The 21,214-nt window shown below is 69.1% G+C and carries 21 protein-coding genes; 1 reads left to right on the top strand and 20 read right to left on the bottom strand.

Annotated elements, in window-relative coordinates; all coding sequences use genetic code 11:
- Positions 1-165: 165 nt before the first annotated feature.
- From Q8Q80_RS02625 to Q8Q80_RS02615, 3 genes are all read right to left on the bottom strand, one after another.
- Positions 166-759, bottom strand: a complete 594-nt coding sequence (locus Q8Q80_RS02625; protein WP_305631441.1) for a DUF4276 family protein — start codon at positions 757-759, stop codon at positions 166-168.
- Positions 756-2,030, bottom strand: a complete 1,275-nt coding sequence (locus Q8Q80_RS02620) for an AAA family ATPase (RefSeq protein ID WP_305631440.1) — start codon at positions 2,028-2,030, stop codon at positions 756-758. Before Q8Q80_RS02620 ends, Q8Q80_RS02625 begins: the two co-directional genes overlap by 4 nt.
- A 69-nt stretch (positions 2,031-2,099) precedes the next feature.
- The gene (locus Q8Q80_RS02615; protein WP_305631439.1) at positions 2,100-3,554 is read right to left on the bottom strand and encodes a nickel-dependent hydrogenase large subunit; all 1,455 of its coding nucleotides are present in this window, start codon (positions 3,552-3,554) and stop codon (positions 2,100-2,102) included.
- A 263-nt stretch (positions 3,555-3,817) separates the two neighbouring features.
- Between Q8Q80_RS02615 and Q8Q80_RS02610 the strand changes: the two genes are divergently transcribed.
- Positions 3,818-4,471 (top strand): hypothetical protein, encoded by a 654-nt coding sequence (locus Q8Q80_RS02610; RefSeq protein WP_305631438.1) that lies wholly within the window; start codon positions 3,818-3,820, stop codon positions 4,469-4,471.
- Positions 4,472-4,491: 20 nt separating this feature from the next.
- Here the strand turns inward: Q8Q80_RS02610 and Q8Q80_RS02605 are convergent, their stop codons facing one another.
- The 17 genes from Q8Q80_RS02605 to hybE form a co-directional block, all read right to left on the bottom strand.
- A complete protein-coding gene (locus Q8Q80_RS02605; RefSeq protein WP_305631437.1) occupies positions 4,492-5,487 on the bottom strand; it encodes a HupU protein in 996 nt (331 codons plus the stop codon).
- Positions 5,484-5,978, bottom strand: a complete 495-nt coding sequence (locus tag Q8Q80_RS02600) for a hydrogenase maturation protease (RefSeq protein WP_305631436.1) — start codon at positions 5,976-5,978, stop codon at positions 5,484-5,486. Before Q8Q80_RS02600 ends, Q8Q80_RS02605 begins: the two co-directional genes overlap by 4 nt.
- The gene (locus tag Q8Q80_RS02595) at positions 5,975-7,495 is read right to left on the bottom strand and encodes a Ni/Fe hydrogenase subunit alpha (RefSeq protein ID WP_305631435.1); all 1,521 of its coding nucleotides are present in this window, start codon (positions 7,493-7,495) and stop codon (positions 5,975-5,977) included. The genes Q8Q80_RS02600 and Q8Q80_RS02595 overlap by 4 nt, the downstream gene beginning before the upstream one ends.
- Positions 7,496-7,499: 4 nt before the next feature.
- Complete coding sequence (locus tag Q8Q80_RS02590) at positions 7,500-8,033, bottom strand: NADP oxidoreductase (RefSeq protein WP_305631434.1); 534 nt, start codon at positions 8,031-8,033, stop codon at positions 7,500-7,502.
- A complete protein-coding gene (locus Q8Q80_RS02585; RefSeq protein ID WP_305631433.1) occupies positions 8,030-8,722 on the bottom strand; it encodes a 2Fe-2S iron-sulfur cluster-binding protein in 693 nt (230 codons plus the stop codon). The genes Q8Q80_RS02590 and Q8Q80_RS02585 overlap by 4 nt, the downstream gene beginning before the upstream one ends.
- A complete protein-coding gene (locus Q8Q80_RS02580) occupies positions 8,719-10,551 on the bottom strand; it encodes an NAD(P)H-dependent oxidoreductase subunit E (RefSeq protein ID WP_305631432.1) in 1,833 nt (610 codons plus the stop codon). The genes Q8Q80_RS02585 and Q8Q80_RS02580 overlap by 4 nt, the downstream gene beginning before the upstream one ends.
- Complete coding sequence (locus tag Q8Q80_RS02575) at positions 10,551-11,999, bottom strand: sigma-54 dependent transcriptional regulator (protein WP_305631431.1); 1,449 nt, start codon at positions 11,997-11,999, stop codon at positions 10,551-10,553. Before Q8Q80_RS02575 ends, Q8Q80_RS02580 begins: the two co-directional genes overlap by 1 nt.
- A complete protein-coding gene (locus Q8Q80_RS02570; protein WP_305631430.1) occupies positions 11,996-13,780 on the bottom strand; it encodes an enoyl-CoA hydratase-related protein in 1,785 nt (594 codons plus the stop codon). The genes Q8Q80_RS02575 and Q8Q80_RS02570 overlap by 4 nt, the downstream gene beginning before the upstream one ends.
- Before the next feature lie 3 nt (positions 13,781-13,783).
- Entirely contained in the window at positions 13,784-14,269 is a 486-nt protein-coding gene (locus tag Q8Q80_RS02565) for a hypothetical protein (RefSeq protein ID WP_305631429.1), read from the bottom strand.
- Positions 14,270-14,281: 12 nt separating this feature from the next.
- Positions 14,282-15,358: a hydrogenase expression/formation protein HypE gene (gene hypE / locus Q8Q80_RS02560; RefSeq protein ID WP_305631428.1), complete on the bottom strand. Its 1,077-nt coding sequence runs from the start codon at positions 15,356-15,358 to the stop codon at positions 14,282-14,284.
- The gene (gene hypD, locus Q8Q80_RS02555) at positions 15,355-16,497 is read right to left on the bottom strand and encodes a hydrogenase formation protein HypD (protein ID WP_305631427.1); all 1,143 of its coding nucleotides are present in this window, start codon (positions 16,495-16,497) and stop codon (positions 15,355-15,357) included. The genes hypE and hypD overlap by 4 nt, the downstream gene beginning before the upstream one ends.
- Positions 16,494-16,736, bottom strand: coding sequence for a HypC/HybG/HupF family hydrogenase formation chaperone (locus Q8Q80_RS02550; RefSeq protein WP_305631426.1), 243 nt, complete (start codon positions 16,734-16,736; stop codon positions 16,494-16,496). The genes hypD and Q8Q80_RS02550 overlap by 4 nt, the downstream gene beginning before the upstream one ends.
- On the bottom strand, positions 16,727-17,866 hold the full coding sequence (locus Q8Q80_RS02545; protein ID WP_305631425.1) for a carbamoyltransferase HypF: 1,140 nt from the start codon (positions 17,864-17,866) through the stop codon (positions 16,727-16,729). The genes Q8Q80_RS02550 and Q8Q80_RS02545 overlap by 10 nt, the downstream gene beginning before the upstream one ends.
- Positions 17,863-18,819: a hydrogenase nickel incorporation protein HypB gene (gene hypB, locus Q8Q80_RS02540; protein WP_305631424.1), complete on the bottom strand. Its 957-nt coding sequence runs from the start codon at positions 18,817-18,819 to the stop codon at positions 17,863-17,865. The genes Q8Q80_RS02545 and hypB overlap by 4 nt, the downstream gene beginning before the upstream one ends.
- Before the next feature lie 451 nt (positions 18,820-19,270).
- Complete coding sequence (locus tag Q8Q80_RS02535; protein ID WP_305631423.1) at positions 19,271-19,615, bottom strand: hydrogenase maturation nickel metallochaperone HypA; 345 nt, start codon at positions 19,613-19,615, stop codon at positions 19,271-19,273.
- Positions 19,608-20,699 (bottom strand): hydrogenase formation protein, encoded by a 1,092-nt coding sequence (locus Q8Q80_RS02530; RefSeq protein WP_305631422.1) that lies wholly within the window; start codon positions 20,697-20,699, stop codon positions 19,608-19,610. The genes Q8Q80_RS02535 and Q8Q80_RS02530 overlap by 8 nt, the downstream gene beginning before the upstream one ends.
- Positions 20,696-21,199 carry a [NiFe]-hydrogenase assembly chaperone HybE gene (gene hybE, locus Q8Q80_RS02525; protein ID WP_305631421.1) on the bottom strand — a complete coding sequence of 168 codons (504 nt, stop codon included), beginning with the start codon at positions 21,197-21,199 and terminating at the stop codon, positions 20,696-20,698. The genes Q8Q80_RS02530 and hybE overlap by 4 nt, the downstream gene beginning before the upstream one ends.
- Positions 21,200-21,214: the final 15 nt, after the last annotated feature.

Genomic DNA, 21,214 nt, shown 5'->3' with positions numbered 1-21,214 from the left:
TTATCGCGCCACTATATTGGCACAAAACGGGAAATCGCGCCAACCGGGATATGGCGCGATCCGATGCGCCCCGCGTCCCGCCCACGCACTCAATGCACCGTACACACCATGCACGGATCGAAGGACCGCACGATGTCGCGCGGATGCGCACGACGCGTCGACACCTCAAGCGTCGGATGAACCCGGAAGCACGAGCAACTCCGCTTCCATTCGCCGGATACCGGCGACCAGATTCCTGAAGCTGGGCGAGCGTTCGTTGGCGAGATCGAGCCATTCACCGATTGCGCGTGATCCACTCACCTTCTGGTACAAGCCCGAAGTCAGCTTTTCCAGTTCCTTGCTTGGATTTCCAAGCCGGTCGGGACTGCGGAACAGTGCGTTACCCTGGCGGGATACCAGCTTCGTGACACCCAACGCTTGCTCCACAGCGTGAAGATCTGCGAGATAAAAGGCTTCGAGCTCCTTGCAGGCAATTCTGACCAGCGCCCTTCCCGCCGCCTCGGCATGATGACAAATGTCGAGCAGCTTCGCCTTCACTGTCGCGCAATCGGGCGCGCAGTCCTGATCGCGCAGGACAATGAAGCGAGCCTGCGGATTGAGATAGCTGCGCAGACGTCGATGCAGTTGCTTCTCCAGATCCTGCTTGCCCTCGAAGACAATCAAGCGGTGCCGGATACCCGGCTGGAGGATGCGCGGCAGAAGGCTTTCCAGCATCGCACCCGCCGACGCTTCTTCCAGCAGGAATACCAACTCCTTCATTCGGGATCGGCTCCCTCGAAGAAGCCCTGCTTCCACAGGTACCCCATCTGGTCGCCCTCTGCCATATACGCGGCAATCTGCGCGTCATCGCGGGCACGGCGAATTTCAGTCCCGCCACCGCGCTTGACCAGCCAGCACACCTCGTCCAGACCGACCGAATTCAGAAAATCCGGCGAATGCGTGGACACCAGCACCTGTCCGCCACGCAAGGCGTACAGCCGGAACTCCTCGGCCAGTTCGGCCATCAGCTTCGGATAGAGCTGGTTTTCCGGCTCCTCGACGCACAACAAGGGGTGTGGCGTCGGATCATGCAGAAGCACCAGATAGGCGAACATCTTGATGGTGCCGTCAGACACATAGCGATCGAGGAACGGCGTCTTGAACGACCCGTCCTGAAAGCGCAGCGTGAGATACCCATCGTCCATCAGACGTGGCTCGACCGAAGCCACGCCAGGCACGCGCCGGGTCATTGTTTCCAGAATGCGCTGGAAAGTCTGCGGATGCTGCTCGAACAGGTATTGCGCCACGCGCGGCAGGTTATCGCCAGTCTCTGAAAGATGTTCGGAATCTCCCGCCGCTTCCTTGCGACCGCGTGCGGCACTGATGTGAAAGTCCGATACATGCCAGGACTCGATCAACTGCCGGAACGCATTCGCAGCCTTGAAGCGCTCGAATTGACCCAGCCCCTTGATCGCCAATGTATCGGGATTGACCTTCTGGAATTCGCGCTCGAGATCTTCATCGGCCTTGTTGAAGTCCTCTTCGTTGGTGATAGCAAAGCCTTCGCCGACCGCGAAATCGAGAAAATGAAACGGACTGCCGTAACGTCCCCGCTTGTAGCGCAGCAACTCGCGTTGCACGAATGGAGAACCATCCTGCTCACCGATTTCCAGCGAATAGGTCACCAGGCGCTCCACGCCGGTAATCAACATGCGGTACTGGATTTCGATAAGGATGGTGTCCGACTCGGCATCACGACTCAACACTTCGCGAAAACGACCGCGCTTGTCCAGTGCCTGACGCACGGTGCCTTTCAGGCAGTCGTGCAGGAAGCCGAACACATCGAACAAGGTCGATTTTCCCGAGCCGTTGGCGCCGACCACGACCAGAAAAGACGGAATGTCTTTCAGATGCACATCGCGGAACACCTTGTAATTCTTAAGGCGTATGGATTCGATTTTCATGACTGGAGCCGCCTGTGAATGGCACTCGAAGAAAGCCCGTACGGTACCGTAAGGTCGTCCAGACGGGGTGCCCGCCCCGGCAGCCAAACTCGCTGCGGCTCACACGCCGCTGGCTCGATGTGCGCTGCGGACCTGGCGTCGCGCAGTTGCTCGAACTCAGTGCACCGTACACACCATGCACGGATCGAAGGATCGCACGATATGCTGCACCGCCACCGGCGTCGTTTCGCCGTCGCGCACCGGCGCGCCTTCGAGCGCAGCTTCCAGCGCGCCGGGCCGGCCGGCGGCGTCGCGCGGCGAGAAGTTCCAGGTGGTGGGCGCGACGATCTGGTAGTTGGCGATGCGGCCATCACGCACCGAAACCCAGTGCCCCAGGCTGCCGCGCGCCGCTTCGCCGAGGCCGGCGCCGCTGCCTTCGTCCGGCAGCCGGCCCGGCGTGCAGAAGGGCTCGCCCGGCCGCACTGCGCGCAGCCAGTCTTCCATCATGATCACCACGCGCGCCAGTTCGAGCAGGCGGGCGACGACGCGGGTGTAGACCGTGCCGCCGTAACGGCCGACCAGGTCGACGATGAGCGGATGAGCGCTCGCCAGCTGACGCGCAACGGCGCCGGTTTCGACCACCTCGCCGGCCAGCCGCGGCGCCTTGTTCCAGGTGTAGGCGCCGGGCTTGTCCGGCTCCGGCCGCGTGACACCGGTGTGCGGATGCTGCGGACCGCCGGCGTCGCTCAGCCAGGCGTGGGTGGCGTCTTCGCGGATGGCGGCCGGGTCGAGCGGCGACAGCGTACCGGCGCGCCACACGCCGGCCCCGAGCGCCGTGCCGCCGTCCGGCTGCGGATAGGCGCCGTAGCTCATGAAGCGACCGGGCCCGGCGCCGAGTGTGGCCAGCCCCGCATCGCGCGCGACGGTCAGGAAAAAGCGCAGGTCGCCGTTCAGCGGATCGGCGCCGCCATGCCAGGCATCGAGCGCCGCCTCTGAATCGAGTGCAGCCACCTGTTCCAGCGGCGCGGCATAGGTGCGGGTTTCGAGGAAGCGGCGGAACTCGCGCACGCGCGCCAGCAGGCGCACCTTTTCTGCCGCGTCGATGGCGCGCGTCGAACCGCCGGGGTCGATGCTCTGCGTGTGCGGCCACTTGCCGGCCAATGTGCCGAGCAATGTGAACCAGCGCTGGCGCGCGGCGATCGCGGCGCGCACCTGTTCGCCGCTCTGCGGCGTGAAGCGGCGCACCGCCTCGGCATGCCAGGGCCGGTCGGCATACACCGGGCGCACGAAGTCCGGCATGAAGAACAGGTAGAAGTGGGTCAGGTGATCGGCCAGGTTTTCCGTGGCGAGGATCACATTGGTCACGTGCTGGCCGTTGGCCGGCATCGCGATACCGCCGAGCGCGGCCAGCGCCCGCGCCGCCGCCACCGACTGCGACACCGAACAGATGCCGCAGATGCGCGGCACATACACCAGCGCGTCATGCGGCTCGCGCCCGCGCAGGATCTGCTCGAAACCGCGGTACATCGGCGCATTGACGTGCGCCGACGCGACTCGACCATCGGCGATGTCCAGCGTGACTTCGAGATCGCCCTCGACGCGATTGAAGGGGCCGACGAGGAGGCGGGTCATGAAACCTCCCTGAAGAACGTGCAGCAACTGTCGACACGCTTTACACCGCGACGCCGCGCTGCGTCGGTACCTGCCGACGGCGACGAGCCAGTTCGCCCTGTATCCGCCGTCGGCTGTGGCATCCGCCGTCGACGCGCCGATTCTGGCGCGATCCCTGCTTTTAGAGAAGTTGCTGTCGCTGGCGTGCCTTCGCGCACGTTCATGACATGTCCGGCCACGACCGACCGGATGTGTGTCCATCGCCCGAGGAAGGAAAGAACGACATGGCTATTCACTCAACGAGCACCCCGTTTCATCGCTGCGTCGCGCTGGCCGCGCTGATCGGCGGTCTGGCGCTTGCGCCGGCTGCCCACGCGGCGAACTACACATTCGACGTGCTTTATGAAGGCGCCGGTGTGGCCACTCTTGCCGCCGGCAGCGACGATCCGGACGGCACCGTGCTCTACGACGGCGACACCTTCGTCTGGACCCTGTCCATCGTCGACGATCGTTACTGGGAAGTGGTCGCATCGGGCGATTTCTTTCCGCTGATGGCCTTCGGCGTCAGCGAACCCGGCGACCGTACCGTGAACTACATGCTCACGCTCTATAACGACGCGACCGAGGTATTCAGCGAAACGGCGGCAGATGTGGTGAATTCGTCCGTCCATATCGGTACCAATACCATCACGCTCGACGCCGGTCTCAAGTTCGACAGCATGCGTCTCGAACTGACGCTGATCAGTGCGACGGTAGATGACAACCCCACTGTCGCGACAGCGACCTCGCCCTATGGGCTGCTGCCCATCTTCGGCGCGCCGGAACAGAACGCCTTCTATCCGGGCATCGTGCTGGCGCCGGTACCGGAGCCGCAACCCTGGGTACTGGCCATCGCGGGCCTGATCACACTGGGCGCCCTGAGCCGCCGCCGGCGCTGAATGCGGCACCCGTGCCGGCGTCATTTCAGCCGCGTCCGCCGCGCCACCGGCGGCACGACGACGTGGTCCGACACCGCGTTCACCTTTACCCGCTTCGGCGTCGCCGACTTCGACAGTGAGGCCAGTGCGACGAACCAGGCCTTGGGCATGTCGGTCGGCAGGCCGATCGGGATGCCGGCGATCTTCGGCGTGGCGTGGAAGGGGTGGCCCGGTTCCTGGAAGCCGGGTTCGGTGCAGCTGATGCAGGCATAGCCGCCGCGCGTGCAGGAGCCTTCGCCGTTCCACGGCCGGGTGTTGCAGTCGGCGTGCGCCTGCGTGCCCTTGCAGCCCATGTTTTCCATCATGCAGCCGAGGTCCGAGGGCTTTTCCGCGCTGGCCTTGAATTCGTAGTACTCGTTGCGCGTGCAGCCGTGGTGCACCAGCTGGTCGGCGTAGAAGCGCGGCCGGCCCAGCGTGTCGAGGTCGGTTTCGGTGAAGCCGTCGGCGGCCAGCGCCATCAGCGTATCCAGCACCCAGCTCGGGTGGGTCGGACAGCCGGCGATATTGATCACCGGCAGGCCGCCGTGTGCGCGGAAACCGGCACCGAGCAGGCCGCCGCGCACGTCGTCCTCGTACTGCAGGCCGCAGGCGTCGGTCGGGTTGTCGCCGCCGGCGGTGACACCGCCCCAGGCGGCGCAACTGCCGATGGCGATCACGTGACGTGCCTTCGCGGCGAGGCGACGCACCCACTCGACCATCGGCACGCCGGTGCCGGCCATGACATGGAAGCGGCCGGTGCCGTTCGGCCCGCGCAGCAGCGACCCTTCGATGCACAGCGCGTCCAGCGGCAGATCGCCATCGAGGATGCGGCCGAGCAGCGCGGTCACCTCAGAGCCGCTGTCCAGCGACAGCGACGGATGCCACAGCAGATCGATGCCGGCGTCGCGCAGCTGGCCGTGGAAATCGTCGGTGTCGGCGCACAGCAGCGACATGCTGCAGCCGCCGCAGCCGCCGGACTGCAACCAGAGCACGTTCATGCGATCACTCCTTCGGTGTGCGCACCGCGGGCGACGGTGTCGTGCAGCCAGCCGCGCGCCCGGGCGAGCGCCTGTTCGAGATCGGCCGCGGCCTGCGCATCCGGCGGCTCACCCAGTTCCCAGCGGCGGCCGCGGATGGCCAGTACATCACACACCGGCGGTAGGCGGCGCTGCAGATCGACGAATACCTGCAGCAGCGCTTCCGGCGACAGCGCGTGGCTGGTGATCCGGCGCTCGCGCTGCGGCTGCACGCTGCGCACCTCATAGGCGGCATCCAGCCCGCGCGCGGCGTCGACGAACAGCACGCGTTCGCGGCCGACCAGGTCGAGCGCGTGCTCGATCTGCAGCTGGTAGTCGCTGAGGCAGTCCACCGTGCCAGCGGGCAGGGCACGTTCGGCATACGCCGCCAGCGCATCGACCAGCATCGGGCCCAGCGCGTCGTCGCCGCGGCTCGGGTTGCCCCAGCCCAGCACCAGCAGCGGCGCCGTCATTGCGCCGCCCCGGCGTCGTGCGCAGGCCGCTCGCGCAGCAGTTCACCGGTCGAACTGCGCAGCACGTGGTCGAGCACGCGGCCGTCGGCCGCGCGCAGGCTCACCGCCAGCGGCATCTGGCCGAGCGCGTGCGTGGCGCAGGACAGGCAGGGGTCATAGGCGCGGATGGCCACCTCGATGTGGTTGAGCAGGCCTTCGGTAATCGTTTCGCCGTCGAGATAGCGCAGCGCCACCGCGCGCACCGCCTCGTTCATGGCCTGGTTGTTGTGCGTGGTCGATACGATCAGATTGCAGCGCGTGACCAGGTCGTCGCCGCCGACTTCGTATTCGTGGATCAGCGTACCGCGCGGTGCTTCGATGATGCCGATGCCCGAGCACTGGCGCGGCCCCTCGGCCTGCAGCGGACCGCCGGTGATCAGCGCGTCGTCGAGCAGCGCGGCGACCGTCTCGACGCCGTGCAGCAGTTCGATCATGCGTGCCCAGTGAGTGGCCAGCACCGCGTGCACCGGCCGGCCGCCGTGCGCGGCGACGAAGGCCTGGCGCGCCTCTTCGGCGCGCGGCGTCGGGATGAAGTCGCAGTTCTGCACGCGCGCCAGCGGGCCGACGCGGTACCAGCCGTCATCGACACCGAGGTCGCGGCGGTAGGGGAATTTCATATAGGTCCAGGGCCGCACCGCCTCGGCTATCAGTTCGCGGTAGCGCTGGTCGTCGAAGCCGTCGACCGCGATGCGGCCGTCGGCCTCGCGCAGGCGCAGCACACCGTCGTACAGCTCCATCGCGCCGTCGCGGCCGACCAGCGACATCATGGCGGCCGGCGTGTCGGCGAAGTCGGCGTATCGGGCCGGCAGATTCTCGTGCAGCCGGCGGGCCAGCGTCACCGCGTCCTGCGCCCAGGCCAGCACCTGCGGCAATTCGGCGCGCAGCGCGTCGCGTTCGGCCGGATCGACCGCGCGGTTCATGCCGCCGGGTATCGAGCCGGTGCCATGAATGCGCTTGCCCGAAGTGATGCGGATCACCTCCTGCCCGAACTTGCGCAGCATGACGCCCTGGCGCGCGGCGTCCGGAAAGGCCGCAGTCACGCCGACGATGTTGCGTTGGTCGATGCCCGCGTCGAAACCGAACAGCAGGTCGGGCGAGGCGAGATGGAAGAAGTGCAGCGCGTGGCTTTGCACGATCTGGCCGTAATGCATGAGCCGGCGGATGCGCTCGGCCGCCGGCGGCACCGGCCAGCCGCCCGCCACGCGGTCGAGCGCCTTCGACGCCGCCAGATGGTGCGACACCGGGCAGATGCCGCACAGCCGCTGCACCATGACCGGCACTTCCCAGTACGGCCGGCCTTCGATGAATTTTTCGAAGCCGCGGAATTCGACGATGTGCAGCCGCGCCTGCCGCACGCGGTTGTCGTCGTCCAGCAGCAGCGTCACCTTGCCGTGGCCTTCGACGCGCGACAGCGGATCGATGGCGATGCGGCGCGGTCCTGCGGGGTTGTCGGCGGTTTCGAGCGGGCGCGTGTTCATGGCTTCAGTCGTAGCGGATGAGGCCGGGCGCCGGCACCGGCGTGCGGCCGGCGATCAGGTCCTGCAGCAGTTGCCAGAAGGCGTCGGCCGGCGGAGGGCAGCCGGGCAGCGCGTGGTCGATATGCACCACTTCGTGTATCGGCAGCACGCGGTTCAGCGGCAACGGCAGTTCCGGGTCGTCCGGCACCTCGCCGTACACCGACTGCAGGATGCCGCCGACGTCCAGGTGGTTGCGCAGCGCCGGCAGACCGCCGGTAATGGCGCAGGCGCCGACCGCCACCAGCACGGTGCAGTGCGCGCGGAAGGCGCGCAGCACTTCGACGTTCTCGGCGTTGCACAGTCCGCCTTCGATCAACCCGACGTCGCATTCACCCACGGTCTTGATATCCGTCAGCGGCGAGCGGTCGAATTCCACTTTCTCGATCAGTTCGAACAGCCGCTCGTCGATGTCGAGCAGCGACATGTGGCAGCCGAAGCAGCCGCCCAGCGACACGGTGGCCACGCGCAGCTTGCGTGGCGCTGGGGCGCTAGCATTCATCCGCGCGTGTCCTCCGTGTCGAAGCGGCGCTGGCCTATCGGCACCGCGAAGCCGACCCGCTTGGGCAGCAGCGCGCCGACCGGGCAGATGTGGGCAGCGCGGTCGCCCACCGACAGCGCGCTGTCGCCCAGCCGGCCGCTCGGGCTGTCGATCAGCAGGCGGGTGGCGATGCCGTGACCGCCGATGGCGAACACCCGCTTGCCGTCGATTTCGTCGCTGGCGCGCACGCACAACTGGCACAGGATGCAGCGGTTGGGTTCGAACAGCACGTCGGGGTGGCTGGCATCGACCGGCCGCTCCGGGTTCAGTACCTCGAAATTCAGATCGGTCATGCCGGCGCGTTCGGCCTGTACCTGCAGCAGGCAGTTGCCGCTCTTTTCGCAGCCGGGGCAGAAGTGATTGCCCTCGACGAACAGCATCTGCAGCAGGCGCAGCCGCTGCGTATCGAGCGACGGCGTGCGGCACTCCACCTTCTGGCCGGCCACCGCCGGCGTCACGCAGGCGGCCACCGGCCGGCCGTCGGCCAGCACCGTGCAGACACGACAGGACGCGCTGGCCGACACCTCGGCGCTCCAGCACAGGTAGGGAATGTCCAGCCCGGCGCGCGCGGCGGCGGCCAGTATCGTGTCGCCCGGCTGCAACGGCACGCGCTGGCCATCCAGTTCGAAGGTCGGGTCGCCGGTGCTCATGCGGGCGTGTCCGTGTGCAGATGCGCGCCCGCGTCGCTGCGGCCGGTGGCGCGCCGCGCCGACGATAGCTGGGCGTCGAGGTCGATATCGGGCTGGAACTGCGGCGCGGTCGAGCGCTGCGCGTAGGCCTCACCGAAATGCCGCATCGTGTCGCGCAGCGGATTGCAGGCCGACGCGCCGAGACCACAGTGGGTACCGCTGTGCAGCACGGTGTCCAGGTCGCGCAGGCGTTCGATGTCGAACGCCGAGCCGCGGCCGGCGCCGCGCGCGTGCGCCAGCTTGTCCAGCCGCCGCACCACCAGTTCGGTGCCGACGCGGCAGGGCGTACACAGGCCGCAGCTTTCGTGCGCGAAGAAGCGGGCGAAGTGGCGCGCCACTTCGAACAGGTCGCGCGAGCGGTCGAATACCATGAAGGCGCCGGCGCTGGGTACATCTTCGAAGGCGATGGCGCGGCCGAATTCCGATGCAGGAACACAGGCACCCGATGGCCCGCCCACCTGCACCGCCAACGGGTCGTGCGCGCCGCAGTCTTCGAGGATGCGCGCGATGGTCGTGCCGAGCGGGTACTCGTACAGCCCGGGCCGCGCGCAATCGCCGGACACCGAATGGATTTTCGTGCCGGTTGATTGGGCGGTACCGATGCCTGCCCACCAGGCGCCACCGCGGCGCGCGATGTGGGCGACCGCGCAGAAGGTTTCGACGTTGTTCACCACCGTGGGCCGGCCGAGGTAGCCGGCCTGCACCGGAAAGGGCGGGCGGATGCGCGGCGTGCCGCGCTTGCCCTCCAGCGATTCGATCAGTGCCGATTCTTCGCCGCACACATAGGCGCCGGCACCGAGGTGGATCGCAATGTCGAAGTCGAAGCCCATGACGCCGGCGGCATCGCGACCGAGCAGGCCCTGCCCGCGGCGGCGCGCCAGTACCTGTTCGAGCTGCGGCAGCAGGTAGCGGTATTCGCCACGCAGATAGACGAAGCCCTGCTGCGCACCGACCGCGCGCGCCGCCACCGTCATGCCGTCGAACAGCGCATCGGCGTGGCTGGCGAGCAGCACGCGATCCTTGAAGGTGCCGGGTTCGCCTTCGTCGGCATTGCACACCACACAGCGCAAGGGGCCTGCCGCGTCGCGACAGGCCTGCCATTTGCGCGCAGTCGGGAAGCCTGCGCCGCCGCGTCCGCGCAAGCCGGATTGCGCCACTTGGTCGAGCAAGGCCTGCGGCGACTGCGCGAGCACCGCTGGCAGCGTCGGTGCGTCGGCGGCGAGGCCGCTCAGCAGCAGGTCGGCGCGCCGCACGCCATCGACCACCTCGAACCACGCCGCCGGCCACTGCTCGACCGGCGTGCCGGCGAGCAGCAGATCGGCCAGCGCGTCGACGCGCGCCGCGTCGAGCCGGGTGATCACCTGATGGTGATTCACCAGCAGCGCCGGCCCCTGGTCGCACAGGCCGGTACAGGAACAGCGGTCCACGCTGAAGCGGCCCTGCGCATCGACCTCGCCCGGCACCACGCCGAGGCGGGCACACAACTGCGCCAGCAGCGCCTCGCTGCCCAGCATGCGGTCGGTGATGTTGTCGGAGAACAGCAGCCGCACGCGGCCGACCGGACGGGTGTGGAAGAAGCGGTAGAAGCCGGCCACGCCTTCGACATGGGCGACGGTGAGTCCGAGCGCTGCGGCGATATGCGCAAGCAGCGAGCGCGGCAGCCAGTGTGTGGCGGCCTGCGTTTCGCGCAGGATCTGCACCAGCGCGAGCGGATCGCGCTGCCAGCGATCCAGTACGGCGTCGGCGGTTTCCGCCGTGGGTTCGCTCACGGCTGCAGCATTGACGACCATCAGCCCTCCAGTCCGAAGCGCACCATCTTTCCACGCAGACCGACGCGGGACAGACCCAGTTCCCTGGCCGCGCGCGTCTTGTTCCAGCGGTGGCGCAGCAGGGTTTCACGCAGCACCATGGCTTCGATCGCGTCCAGTCGCTCGGCCAGCGTACCGCTGGCGGGCAAAGGTGTGGCACTGGCGGCGGCGGTCAGGCCGGCCTGACCGTGCAGCACACGCAGCGACAGCGACTGCGCCTCGATGCGTTCACTGTCGCTCAGTGCGAGCGCGCGCGCCAGTTCGTTGCGCAGTTCGCGGATGTTGCCGGGCCACGGATAGCCCATCAGACAGGCCATCGCCTCGTCGCTCAGCGCCGCGCCGGGGCGGCCCAGTTCGATGCCCACCTCGTCGATCACGCGACGGGCGATCGGCTCGATGTCGCCCACCCGCTCGCGCAGCGGCGGCACGGTGAAGGTGGCGCCGGCGATGCGGTAGTACAGATCCTCGCGGAACAGGCCTTCGCGCACCTGCTGTTCGAGCTCGCGGTGGGTGGCCGCAATGACGCGCACATCCACCGGCAGCGCCCGCGTGCCGCCGACCGGGCGCACTTCGCCTTCCTGCAGCACGCGCAGCAGGCGTACCTGGAAGGCGGGCGAGGTTTCGCCGATCTCGTCGAGAAATACGGAGCCGCCGTCGGCACGTTGAAACAGGCCGATGTGGTCTTCGTAGGCGCCGGTGAAGGCGCCGCGCTTGTGGCCGAACAGTTCGGATTCGAGCAGGGTTTCCGGTATCGCCGCGCAGTTCTCGACCACGAAGGCGCCATTCGCGCGCGGGCTGGCGTAGTGGATGGCGCGTGCCAGCAGTTCCTTGCCGGTGCCGGATTCACCGAGCACCAGCACCGACAGGTCGTAGCGCGCAACACGTGCCGCCATTTCGCACACCGAATCGAGCGGGCTGCCGGGCGAGCGCTCGATGCGGTCGAAGCCGAAGGTCTTGCGCGCGCGCTCCAGCTTGTGCGCGGCGCGCTGGCGCAGCACCGGCGTGGCGGTACGCAGTTCGAGGTCGAGGCGGGCGGTTTCCTGCTGCAGCGTCTGCGCTTCGGCGGCGTTGCGCACGGTGGCCAGCAGGTGGTCCGGCACCCAGGGCTTCAGGATGTACTGGTAGATGCCCGCGTCGTTGATGCCGGCGATGATGTCTTCCGAATCGGTGTAGCCGGAAATGACGATGCGCACGACGTCCGGCCAGCGCTCGCGTACCTCTTTCAGGAACAGCACGCCGGTCAGGCCGGGCATGCGCTGGTCGCACAGGATGACGTTCACCGCGTGCCGCTCCAGCTGCTGGCGCGCGTCGTCGGCGCCACTGGCGGTGAGCACGCTGAAGTCTTCTTCCAGCGTGCGGCGCATCGCGTCCTGCGAGCGCACCTCGTCGTCGACCACCAGCACGGTAGGCACGCGCAGGCTGGCGTTCATCGCGTGCCTACCTCGCGGTGCACCGCCAGATGGCGCGGCGTCCAGGCATGCGGCAGCTTGTGCACGAAGTGGTGGCGCGCGACGTGGTAGCTGGGATCGAAGCCGTAGAAGTTTCGGTGCATGCGGGACAGTTCTTCCTGGCGGTAATCGGCAAGTGGACGTTCGGCTTCGTGGGCTGAACGCTCGGTCTGTTTGCGCAGCACGCGATCGCGCAGATTGTACGACGCGGCCCGCAGGCGGGCCTCCCGCAGCGCCGCATCGAGCGCCTCGCCGGCCGGCGCGTCGAGGCAGCGGTCGATGAAGCCGATGCGCAGCGCCTCGGGCGCCGACAGCGGCAGCCGGCGCTGCATCAGCGCGCGCGCGCCGTCGGCACCGAGCCGGCGCGGCGCGAGATAGGTCCAGTATTCCGAACCGTACAGATTGCCCATGTTCTTGTAGTGCGGATTCAGCATGACGCCGCGCTGCGCCCACACCTCGTCCGCCGCCAGCGCGAGGAAGGCGCCGCCAGCGCCGGCATTGCCGCGCAGCAGCGATACGGTGAGGCGGTCGGTGGCGGTGATGATTTCCAGCGCGACGTCGTTCATCGCATTGATGTTGCGCCACGATTCGTCGGCCGCGCTGTCGCCGTCGCGGTGCGCGGCCGCTTCGATGCCGTTGAGGTCGATGCCATTGCTGAAGAAGCCATCGCCGCCGGCGATCAGCAGCAGCTGCGTGTCGCGCTGTTTCACCTCGACCAGCGCGTCGCGCAGGCGCAGGCATTGCGCGGTGGACATCGCACCATTGCAGAAGTCGAAACTCAGCACGCCGACGCGAGCGCCCGCCTCGCCGTGCTCGGTGTAGCGCAGCTCGCCCCACTCATCGGCCGCTCGTGTGAGCGGCACTGCACGTTCGGGCAGCGTGGCTGCTTCCGCCGCAAAGGCCTGCGTCGCCGGCAGCTTGATCGGCGACGCGGCGTCACCGAGCACAACCGACACGCGCCCTATCCAGATGCCGCCATCCACGGTCCGGCGCAGCAGCGCGCCATCGCGCTGCGCCAGTACAGCGCCCGGCGCGCCGCCGAGACCGGCCAGTGCGGCCGCGCTCGCCGGGTGTGCGTCGAACAGCCGGCAGAGCCGGCCGAACAACGCGTCCGCCACACCCGGCTGACCATCGGACGCGCGGATCTTCGCCAGCACGGTCGCGCTGTCGTCGCGCGACCAGTCGATTGCGCGCCGCGATTGCGGCAGCACGCCGCGCCAGCCGTCGGCGTGGGCCGAGTGCTGCCGTGGCAGGTCGCCGACGGCAAAGCGCGCGATTGCCTGCAGCGTCGCCGCCAGCGCCGCTTCGGTCACTTCGCGCCGGTAGATCGCGCCCTTGGACGCCGCGCGCAGCGGGAACGTGGCGTGCGCCCACACCGGGCCGGCGTCGAAGTCGCCATCCGCCTGCAGCACGGTGACGCCCCATTCGCGCCGGCCTTCCAGAATCGCCCAATCGAGCGCCGCCGGGCCGCGGTCGCCCGGCGGACCCGGGTGCACGACGAAACACGGCACGACGCGCCACACCGACTCCGGAATGCGCCGCTTCAGGAAGGGCGCCAGCACGAGGTCGGGGCGGAACAGCGCAATCGCCTCTTCCGTCACCGCATCGGCGATGTCCAGTTCGACCGACAGCACGTGACCGAGCGCCGTCAGCTCGACGTACAGCCGCTGGCTCAGGCTGTTGAAGCTGTGGCACAGCAGCAGGATGCGCAGTGCGCGGCTGGCCGGCGGAGCGGGGTCGAGGTGGCGCGGCTCGGCATTCATCGTTCAGATCCTCAGTCCTGCCAGTGTGCGGGCCGCTTCCCTGCGGCCGAGGTAGAGCGCGAGCTTGCGTTCCATCAGGTCGAGCGCCTGGTTGAAGGCGTCGGCCTCGCGCGCGGCGAGCAGCGGCTGCGCGACCATGTCCACGTCGGGGCCGAAATGCGGGGCCAGCCGCGCCAGCGCCTCGCGCTGCCGGCGACCGATCTGCTGCGCCAGCAGCGCGTGTTCAGCCGCTGCGCTGGTCTCCGGTACGGCGGCAACGGTCGGGTCGGCGAGCGCATCGACGGCTTCGACATGACCGAGCTGCCGCAGCTGTTCGATCAGCGCAGCGGCACCGTCGCCGATCACCCGCTGCAGCGCGGCCAACGACAACTGTCCGTTGACGACGATCAGCGCCGCCCGCAAGCGGCCGTTCAGCGCGCCGCTGCGCGCCTCCAGTTCGGCGCGCCCTTGCGCCGTCTTCGTGAAAACCGGGTCCGGCGGCAGCGGCATGCGCCCCCCTTGTCAGCAAATGCGCGGCAACTGTTCTCCGCTGAGCCAGTCGACGACGCGCCGCCCGCCGAAGCGGGTATTCATCTGCACGAAGTGGTGCGCGTCTTCCTGCACGACGCCGATGCGTGCGGCATCCACGCCGCGCGGATGCGCGCGCATCGCCGCCAGCACCGCGTCGGCCTGCTCCGCCGGCACGATGGCGACCAGCTTGCCTTCGTTGGCGACGTACAGCGGATCGAGCCCGAGCAGTTCGCAGGCGGCGTCGACTTCGGGCTTGACCGGTATGGCCGCCTCGTCGAGCAGCATGCCGACGCCCGACTGGCCGGCGATTTCGTTCAGCGTGGTGGCCAGGCCGCCGCGCGTCGGGTCGCGCAGCACGCGGATGGCCGGCGAGGCGGCCAGCATGGCGGCGACCAGCGTGTGCAGCGCCGCCGTGTCGGAGGTGATGGTGGTTTCGAATTCGAGCGATTCACGCTGCGACAGCACGGCCACGCCGTGGTCGCCGACGGTGCCGGACAGCAGGATGACGTCGCCCGGCCGCGCGTTCGCGCCCGACACGTCGATGCCGTGCGGCACCACGCCGACACCGGTGGTGCTGATGAACACGCCGTCGCCCTTGCCCTGTTCGACCACCTTGGTGTCGCCGGTGATGACCGGCACGCCGGCTTCGCGCGCCGCCGCCGCCATCGACTGCACGATGCGCTTCAGGTCAGCCAGCGGAAAGCCTTCTTCGAGGATGAAACTGGCCGCCAGGTAGAGCGGCGTGGCGCCCATCATCGCCACGTCGTTGACCGTGCCGTGCACGCTCAGCGCGCCGATGTCGCCGCCGGGGAAGAACAGCGGCGAGATCACATGCGCGTCGGTCGCCATCACCATGCGCTGGCCGGCCGGGATGGCGAAGGCGGCGCCGTCGTTGCCCTGGCGCAGCCACGGGTTGTCGAAGGCGACGAGGAAAATCTCTTCGATCAGCTGCGCGGCGGCGCGACCACCGGCGCCGTGGCCCATGTCGATGCGGCCGTGCCGGATGTCCAGCGGCCGGACGTAACCGGCGCGCACCGTGCCGCCCTTGCTGTCGTCTCTCGCGTTCATGCGCTCACCTTGACCGGAATGTCCTTGAAGCGACCATACGCGTAATGCGCGGCACAGGCGCCCTCGCTCGACACCATGCACGAGCCCACCGGGTTTTCCGGCGTGCACACGGTGCCGAAAATCTTGCAGTCGGTCGGCTGCTTGACGCCGCGCAGGATGGCGCCGCACTCGCAGGCCTTGTTGTCGGCGACCGGCGTGTAGCCGAGGCCGAAGCGGCGCTCGGCGTCGAACTGCGCGAACGCCGGGCGGATCTTCAGCGCGCTGTACGGCACCTCGCCCAGGCCGCGCCATTCGAAGGTCGGCCGCAGCTCGAACACCTCGGACACCTTCTGCTGCGCGCCGAGGTTGCCGTCGCGGTCGACCGCGCGCGAGAACTCGTTCTCGACGTGCGCCCGGCCTTCGTTTACCTGGCGCACCAGCATCAGGATGGCCTGCATCACGTCCAGCGGTTCGAAGCCGGCGATCACCACCGGCTTGCGGTATTCCTCGGCGAAGTGCTCGTACGGGCCCGAGCCGATGACGATGCTCACGTGCGCCGGGCCGACGAAGCCGTCGATCGGCACCGTGCCGTAGCGGCGCACCTCCGGCGACTCGAGAATGTGCGTGATGGCCGACGGCGTCAGCACGTGGCAGCACAGCACGCTGAAGTTCGCCAGCCCCTCGCGCTGCGCGCGCAGGATGGCCAGCGCGGTCGGCGGCGTCGTCGTTTCGAAGCCGATGGCGAAGAACACCACCTCGCGTCCCGGGTTGTCGCGCGCGACGGTGAGCGCGTCGGTGGCCGAATACACCATGCGGATGTCGCCGCCGCGCGCCTTCGCCCTGGTCAGCGACAGGTTGTCGGAAGCCGGCACGCGCATGGTGTCGCCGTAGGTGCACACGATGGCGCCGCGCTCGAGCGCCAGCTTGATCGCCATGTCCACGCGGCCGATCGGCAGCACGCACACCGGGCAGCCCGGGCCGTGGATCATGCGCACGTTCGGCGGCAGCAGTTCGCGCACGCCGTAGCGCGAAATGGCGTGCGTATGGCCGCCGCAGAACTCCATGAAGCTGTACTGGCGGGCCGGATCGGCTTCGGTGCGCAGACGCTCGCCGATCTTGCGGGCGACGTCGCCGTCGCGGAATTCGTCGATGTATTTCATGCGGCTGCTCCGGCTGCGGCGGCCGCTTCGGCCATCTCGCCGAACAGCGCCAGCGTGCGCTCGGCTTCTTCCGGGTCGATCATGCCGATGGCGTGGCCGACATGGACGATGACGTAGTCGCCGACCTGCGCCTCGGGCACCAGTTCGATCGACACGTCCTTGCGGATGCCGCCGAGGTTCACGACGGCGCGCTCGTCGGCGCGCAGTTCGACCAGCATGGCGGGGATGGCTAGACACATGACAGGGACTCCGTGAGCACGCCGGGGGCGAGGTGGATCTGCTGTGCGACTGCCCAGGCCTGGCCGAGCGCCAGGCCGGCATCGCCACAGGAGGTGGCCTGCGGCCGCAGCACGCGCAGGCCGCGGCTTTCCAGCCGCAGCGTGACGCGGCGGGTCAGCAGCGCATTCATGAAACAACCACCGCCAAGACAGACGGTGTCGACCTGGGTATCGTGCGCGGCGGTGATCGCCCACTGCGCGAGGCCGTCGGCCAGTGCCAGGTGGAACCACGCGGCGGCTTCGTCGGCGCGGTCCTGCGGCCAGTCGAGCAGGCGGGCAAGCAGCGGGCGCAGATCCAGCGTGGAGTCACCCGCAACCTCGACGGCGCTGTCCAGCGTCGGCTCGCCGTGAACGGCAAACCAGCGCTGCGCGGCCGCTTCGAGCGCGATGGCGGCTTCGGCCTCGTGCGACTGGCGCACGCTGACGCCGAGGGCGCCGGCCGCGGCGTCGAACCAGCGGCCGGTGCTGGTGGTCGGCGGGCTGTTCAGACCGGTATCGAGCATGCGGGCGACGGTGCGCGCAGCCTGCGCGCCGACTGCAGGGGTGTAGCGCGCTTCGATGTCGGGGCCGCGACCCAGCGTATGCAGCGCGGCCGCCGCCATGCGCCAGGGCTCGCGTGCGGCCACGTCGCCGCCGGCCAGTTGCAGCGGCCACAGGTGGCCAAGCCGGCGCCAGTCCCCTGGCGCGACCCACAGCAGTTCGCCGCCCCAGGCGAGGCCGTCGGTGCCCAGGCCCACGCCGTCGAGCGCCAGTCCGACCACCGGTTCGGTCAGGCCGTGCTCCGCCATCACCGCGGCGATGTGCGCGTGGTGGTGCTGCACGCCGATGGCCGGCACGCCGAGCCGGTCGGCCAGCGCAACCGCCCGCTGCGTGCTGTAGAAATCCGGGTGCAGATCATGTGCGATCGCTGCGACCGGCGTGGTCGCCTGCGCGAGCAGCGCATCCAGCGAACGGTCGAGCGCCACGCAGGCCTGCGGATCACCGAGGTCGCCGTGCAGCGGCGACCACACCGCGCGGCCGTCCTCGAGCAGGCAGGCGGCGTTCTTCAACCAGGCGCCGACTGCCAGCACGGTGGGCGGTGTCGGGCTCATGAGGCGACGCTCCGCACGATGTCGTCGAGCCCTGCCCGCAGCCCGGCCACCGCGTCGCTCGTCAGCCGTGACGCCATCCACGCCAGCCAGTCGCCCATGCCCTCGCCGGTGGTGGCCGACACGCGGATGACTTCGATGGCCGGATTGACGCGGCGCGCGAAGGCGATGCAGCGCTCGACGTCGAAATTCACATGGGGCAGCAGGTCGATCTTGTTCACCAGCATCAACGTGCTGGCGGCGAACATGTCCGGGTACTTCAGCGGCTTGTCCTCGCCCTCGGTCACCGACAGGATGGCCACCTTGGCGGCTTCGCCCAGATCCCACATCGCCGGGCACACGAGGTTGCCGACGTTCTCGATGAACAGCAGGCTGCGACTGTCGCCGTGGCCGGCAGCGTGGCGATGCAGGCGGGCAAAGGCTTCGGCCACCATCGGCGCGTCGAGGTGGCAGCCCTTGCCGGTGTTCACCTGCAGCGCCGGCGCGCCGGTGGCGCGGATGCGGTCGGCGTCGAACGAAGTCTGCTGGTCGCCCTCGATCACCGCCACCCGCAGGCCGGGCGCCCGCGTCTTCAGCGCCTCGATGGTGGCGCACAACAGCGTGGTCTTGCCGGAGCCGGGGCTGGACACGAAATTCAGCGCGGTCACGCCGTGCGCCGCAAACTGCGCGCGGTTCTGCGCGGCCACGCGGTCGTTCTCGCCAAGGATGTCGGTTTCGAGCCGTATCGCGCGCGCCTGGCTCATGCCGGGCACCGACACCTTCGCCGCACCAGCGCCGAAATGCAGGTCGCCGCTGGAAGGGTCGACGGCCACATGCGCCGTCTCATGCCGCGCCGGCTTCGTCCGACGCGCGGCCGGCATGTAGGCGTGGCCGTGATGAGAATGGTGATGGCCGGCACCGCCTTCCATCGTCACGCCCTTGTCGCCGCTGTCGGCACATCCGCAGACTACACACATATCGATCTCCTCCTTCGTTACCCGGTCTGTGCCGGGTGATCCATTCCTGCCACCGCCGCGTCGTCCTCCGGCATGTCGATCTGTGAACCCACCGCCACATCGCCCTTCGCAGGAGCGGGCCCTGCCCGCGATAGGGCCTCCGAATCCGCGCCTGCGTTCATCCACCACCGAATCGCCTGCGGGGCAGGCTCCTGCGAAAACCGTTCCACCCCACCACCGCATCGCCCTTCTCCCCTCGCCCGCATCAGCGGGAGAGGGGCCGGGGGTGAGGGAGCAAACGCCGCAGCCCTCACCCGTCGCTGCGCGCCACCCTCTCCCGCTGATGCGGGAGAGGGATTGAGAAACCGCACACGGAGAAGCTCATGCGCATTCACCCAAAACACCTGTTCCTTTCTGCCCGCCCCACCCCCGGAGCGGGCCCTGCCCGCGATAGGGCCTCCGCACCCGCACTTCAATCCTCGACCTGCATGTCGATCACCTTCAGTTCGGTGCCGCCGGTCGGCTGCAGGCGGTAGCCGCCGCAGTGCGCACAGGCATCGCCGCGCTGCGTGATCTGCACGGTGAGGCTGCAGTCCATGCACCAAGCCTGACCCGGCGGTTCGTCGATGTCGATCAACGCGCCGTCGAGCAGCGTGCCGGGCGCGATGGCTTCGAGCGCGAAGCGCAGCGCGCGCGACTCGACGCCCGCCAGCTGCCCGGCCTCCAGCCGCAGATGCGTGACGCGGACGAAGCGCTCGCGTTCGGCAGTGCGTTCGACCAGCTGCAGGATGCCGCCGGCCAGACTGGCTTCATGCATGGGCCAGCTCCGCGGCGCCGGCCACCTCGTAGCGCACGCAGGGGTCGTATGCCGCCATCAGCAATGCGACGCGGCGCGCGCAATCGGGTTCTGCCGGGCCCAGCTTCTCGATTGCGGCGGCCACTGCGCCGTCGGCATCGAAATTCCATTCGGTCGGCGCCAGCACATGACAGGCGTCGATGCGCGCGTCGTCGCCGCGGCCGTCGAGCTGCACGTGATGCACCAGCAGGCCGCGCGCCATTTCCGCCCACGCCAGCCCCTCGCCCGGCGCCAGCGCGAGACGACCGCTGCGCAGGCGGCGCTCGCCGCCGGGCAGCGCGAGGCGCACCAGTTCGGCCAGCCGCGCGGCGAAACGGCCGGACACGGATACCGGCATGGTGTCATCGGCCAGCCGCGTCCAGCAGCCGGTTTCGGCACAGGCGCCGTCGATGCGCGGGCGACGGGTGAAGGCCGGGTCAGCCGTCATCGCGGCGGCGAGTGCGCGCAGCGCCGCTTCACTGGCGTGGACGTGCAGCGGCGCCGCTGCGGCGAGCGGCGCGTCGGCCAGCGCCGCGCTGTCGCGCAGCAAACGAGCCAGCCAGGACGGCGCAGCATCGCGCCAGTCGGCGAAGGCCTGCTCCGGCGCGCGCTCGAAGGCGGCCAGCCAGTGCGCTGGCGCCATGCCGAGCAGATGGTGTTCGATCCAGTCCGGCATGTTGTCGGCACACGCGTCGTCGCGGCCGCCGGCACGCAGTGCCGGACAGGTGGCCAGCGCGCGCTGCGCGTCGGTCGACGGTTCCGCCGCCCGCAGCGCCGGCCAGTCGAGCAGCACGCGGCGCAGGTGTTCGCGCAGGGTTTCGCTGCGCAGTGTGTCCGGCCGCGGCGCATCAATACCGCGCGCAGCCTCTACCGCAGACCGCGCGCACAACCGGTGCGCGTGACTGCACAGGCTGAACACGGCACCGAGCAGGTCGGGCAGCGACTGTGCCGGGCGACCGACGGCGAGGCGCGCCGCCCAGTCCGGACGCTGGCCGCCCAGCGCGGCCGGGCGTCGAGCACCCGGTTGCACGCGCAGCACGCCGGCCAGTGCATCGAGCGACATCATGGCGTGCGGCTCCGGCCGAACAGGAAGCCGCGGCGGGCCGGGCGTTCGGGCTGTTCCGCCGCATCCATCGCCACGTCGGGCAGCGGTTCGCGCAGCCGTGCCAGCACCGCCTGCGCGGTGGCGACGGCGGTGTCCTGCGACGCGAAATCGAACATCGGCGAAAACAGCGAACAGGCGTCGAAGGTGCCGATGGCCGCTTCGTGCGCGCCGATGAAGTCGAAGTGCTCGCGCCCGACCGCCAGCCGGCGCGTGACGCCGACGCGGCCGAGCTCGTCCTCGCGCGCCAGCGGCAGGCGCACCAGATTCATGAACCAGGGCGTCACCAGCACGCCGCTGGCCGCCGCCGGCAGATCCGGCTCCGACGCAAAGGGCTCGAAACCCACCGTCTCGACGCACAGCGCCGCGTTCACGATCGGCAGCCCGGCCATGCGGGTGTCGGCGATCTGGCGGAACAGCGCTTCGAGGGCGCTGATGCGGTGGGCGAGCATCGGGTCGGTCATATTGGCTGCGCGGCA

The organism is Methyloversatilis sp. (assembly GCF_030698125.1).
Taxonomy (GTDB): domain Bacteria; phylum Pseudomonadota; class Gammaproteobacteria; order Burkholderiales; family Rhodocyclaceae; genus Methyloversatilis.
This window is presented reverse-complemented; position numbering and strand designations above follow the sequence as displayed.

Bases quoted from the DNA above. Each gene is read 5' to 3' on its own strand.
- Q8Q80_RS02625 (WP_305631441.1), bottom strand. From the start codon at position 759: ATGAAGGAGTTGGTATTCCTGCTGGAAGAAGCGTCGGCGGGTGCGATG.
- Q8Q80_RS02580 (WP_305631432.1), bottom strand. From the start codon at position 10,551: ATGGTCGTCAATGCTGCAGCCGTGAGCGAACCCACGGCGGAAACCGCC.
- hybE (WP_305631421.1), bottom strand. From the start codon at position 21,199: ATGACCGACCCGATGCTCGCCCACCGCATCAGCGCCCTCGAAGCGCTG.
- Q8Q80_RS02570 (WP_305631430.1), bottom strand. From the start codon at position 13,780: ATGAATGCCGAGCCGCGCCACCTCGACCCCGCTCCGCCGGCCAGCCGC.
- Q8Q80_RS02535 (WP_305631423.1), bottom strand. From the start codon at position 19,615: ATGCATGAAGCCAGTCTGGCCGGCGGCATCCTGCAGCTGGTCGAACGC.
- hypB (WP_305631424.1), bottom strand. From the start codon at position 18,819: ATGTGTGTAGTCTGCGGATGTGCCGACAGCGGCGACAAGGGCGTGACG.
- Q8Q80_RS02610 (WP_305631438.1), top strand. From the start codon at position 3,818: ATGGCTATTCACTCAACGAGCACCCCGTTTCATCGCTGCGTCGCGCTG.
- hypD (WP_305631427.1), bottom strand. From the start codon at position 16,497: ATGAAATACATCGACGAATTCCGCGACGGCGACGTCGCCCGCAAGATC.
- Q8Q80_RS02600 (WP_305631436.1), bottom strand. From the start codon at position 5,978: ATGACGGCGCCGCTGCTGGTGCTGGGCTGGGGCAACCCGAGCCGCGGC.
- Q8Q80_RS02590 (WP_305631434.1), bottom strand. From the start codon at position 8,033: ATGAATGCTAGCGCCCCAGCGCCACGCAAGCTGCGCGTGGCCACCGTG.
- Q8Q80_RS02565 (WP_305631429.1), bottom strand. From the start codon at position 14,269: ATGCCGCTGCCGCCGGACCCGGTTTTCACGAAGACGGCGCAAGGGCGC.
- Q8Q80_RS02530 (WP_305631422.1), bottom strand. From the start codon at position 20,699: ATGATGTCGCTCGATGCACTGGCCGGCGTGCTGCGCGTGCAACCGGGT.
- hypE (WP_305631428.1), bottom strand. From the start codon at position 15,358: ATGAACGCGAGAGACGACAGCAAGGGCGGCACGGTGCGCGCCGGTTAC.
- Q8Q80_RS02605 (WP_305631437.1), bottom strand. From the start codon at position 5,487: ATGAACGTGCTCTGGTTGCAGTCCGGCGGCTGCGGCGGCTGCAGCATG.
- Q8Q80_RS02615 (WP_305631439.1), bottom strand. From the start codon at position 3,554: ATGACCCGCCTCCTCGTCGGCCCCTTCAATCGCGTCGAGGGCGATCTC.
- Q8Q80_RS02545 (WP_305631425.1), bottom strand. From the start codon at position 17,866: ATGAGCCCGACACCGCCCACCGTGCTGGCAGTCGGCGCCTGGTTGAAG.
- Q8Q80_RS02595 (WP_305631435.1), bottom strand. From the start codon at position 7,495: ATGAACACGCGCCCGCTCGAAACCGCCGACAACCCCGCAGGACCGCGC.
- Q8Q80_RS02585 (WP_305631433.1), bottom strand. From the start codon at position 8,722: ATGAGCACCGGCGACCCGACCTTCGAACTGGATGGCCAGCGCGTGCCG.
- Q8Q80_RS02550 (WP_305631426.1), bottom strand. From the start codon at position 16,736: ATGTGTCTAGCCATCCCCGCCATGCTGGTCGAACTGCGCGCCGACGAG.
- Q8Q80_RS02575 (WP_305631431.1), bottom strand. From the start codon at position 11,999: ATGAACGCCAGCCTGCGCGTGCCTACCGTGCTGGTGGTCGACGACGAG.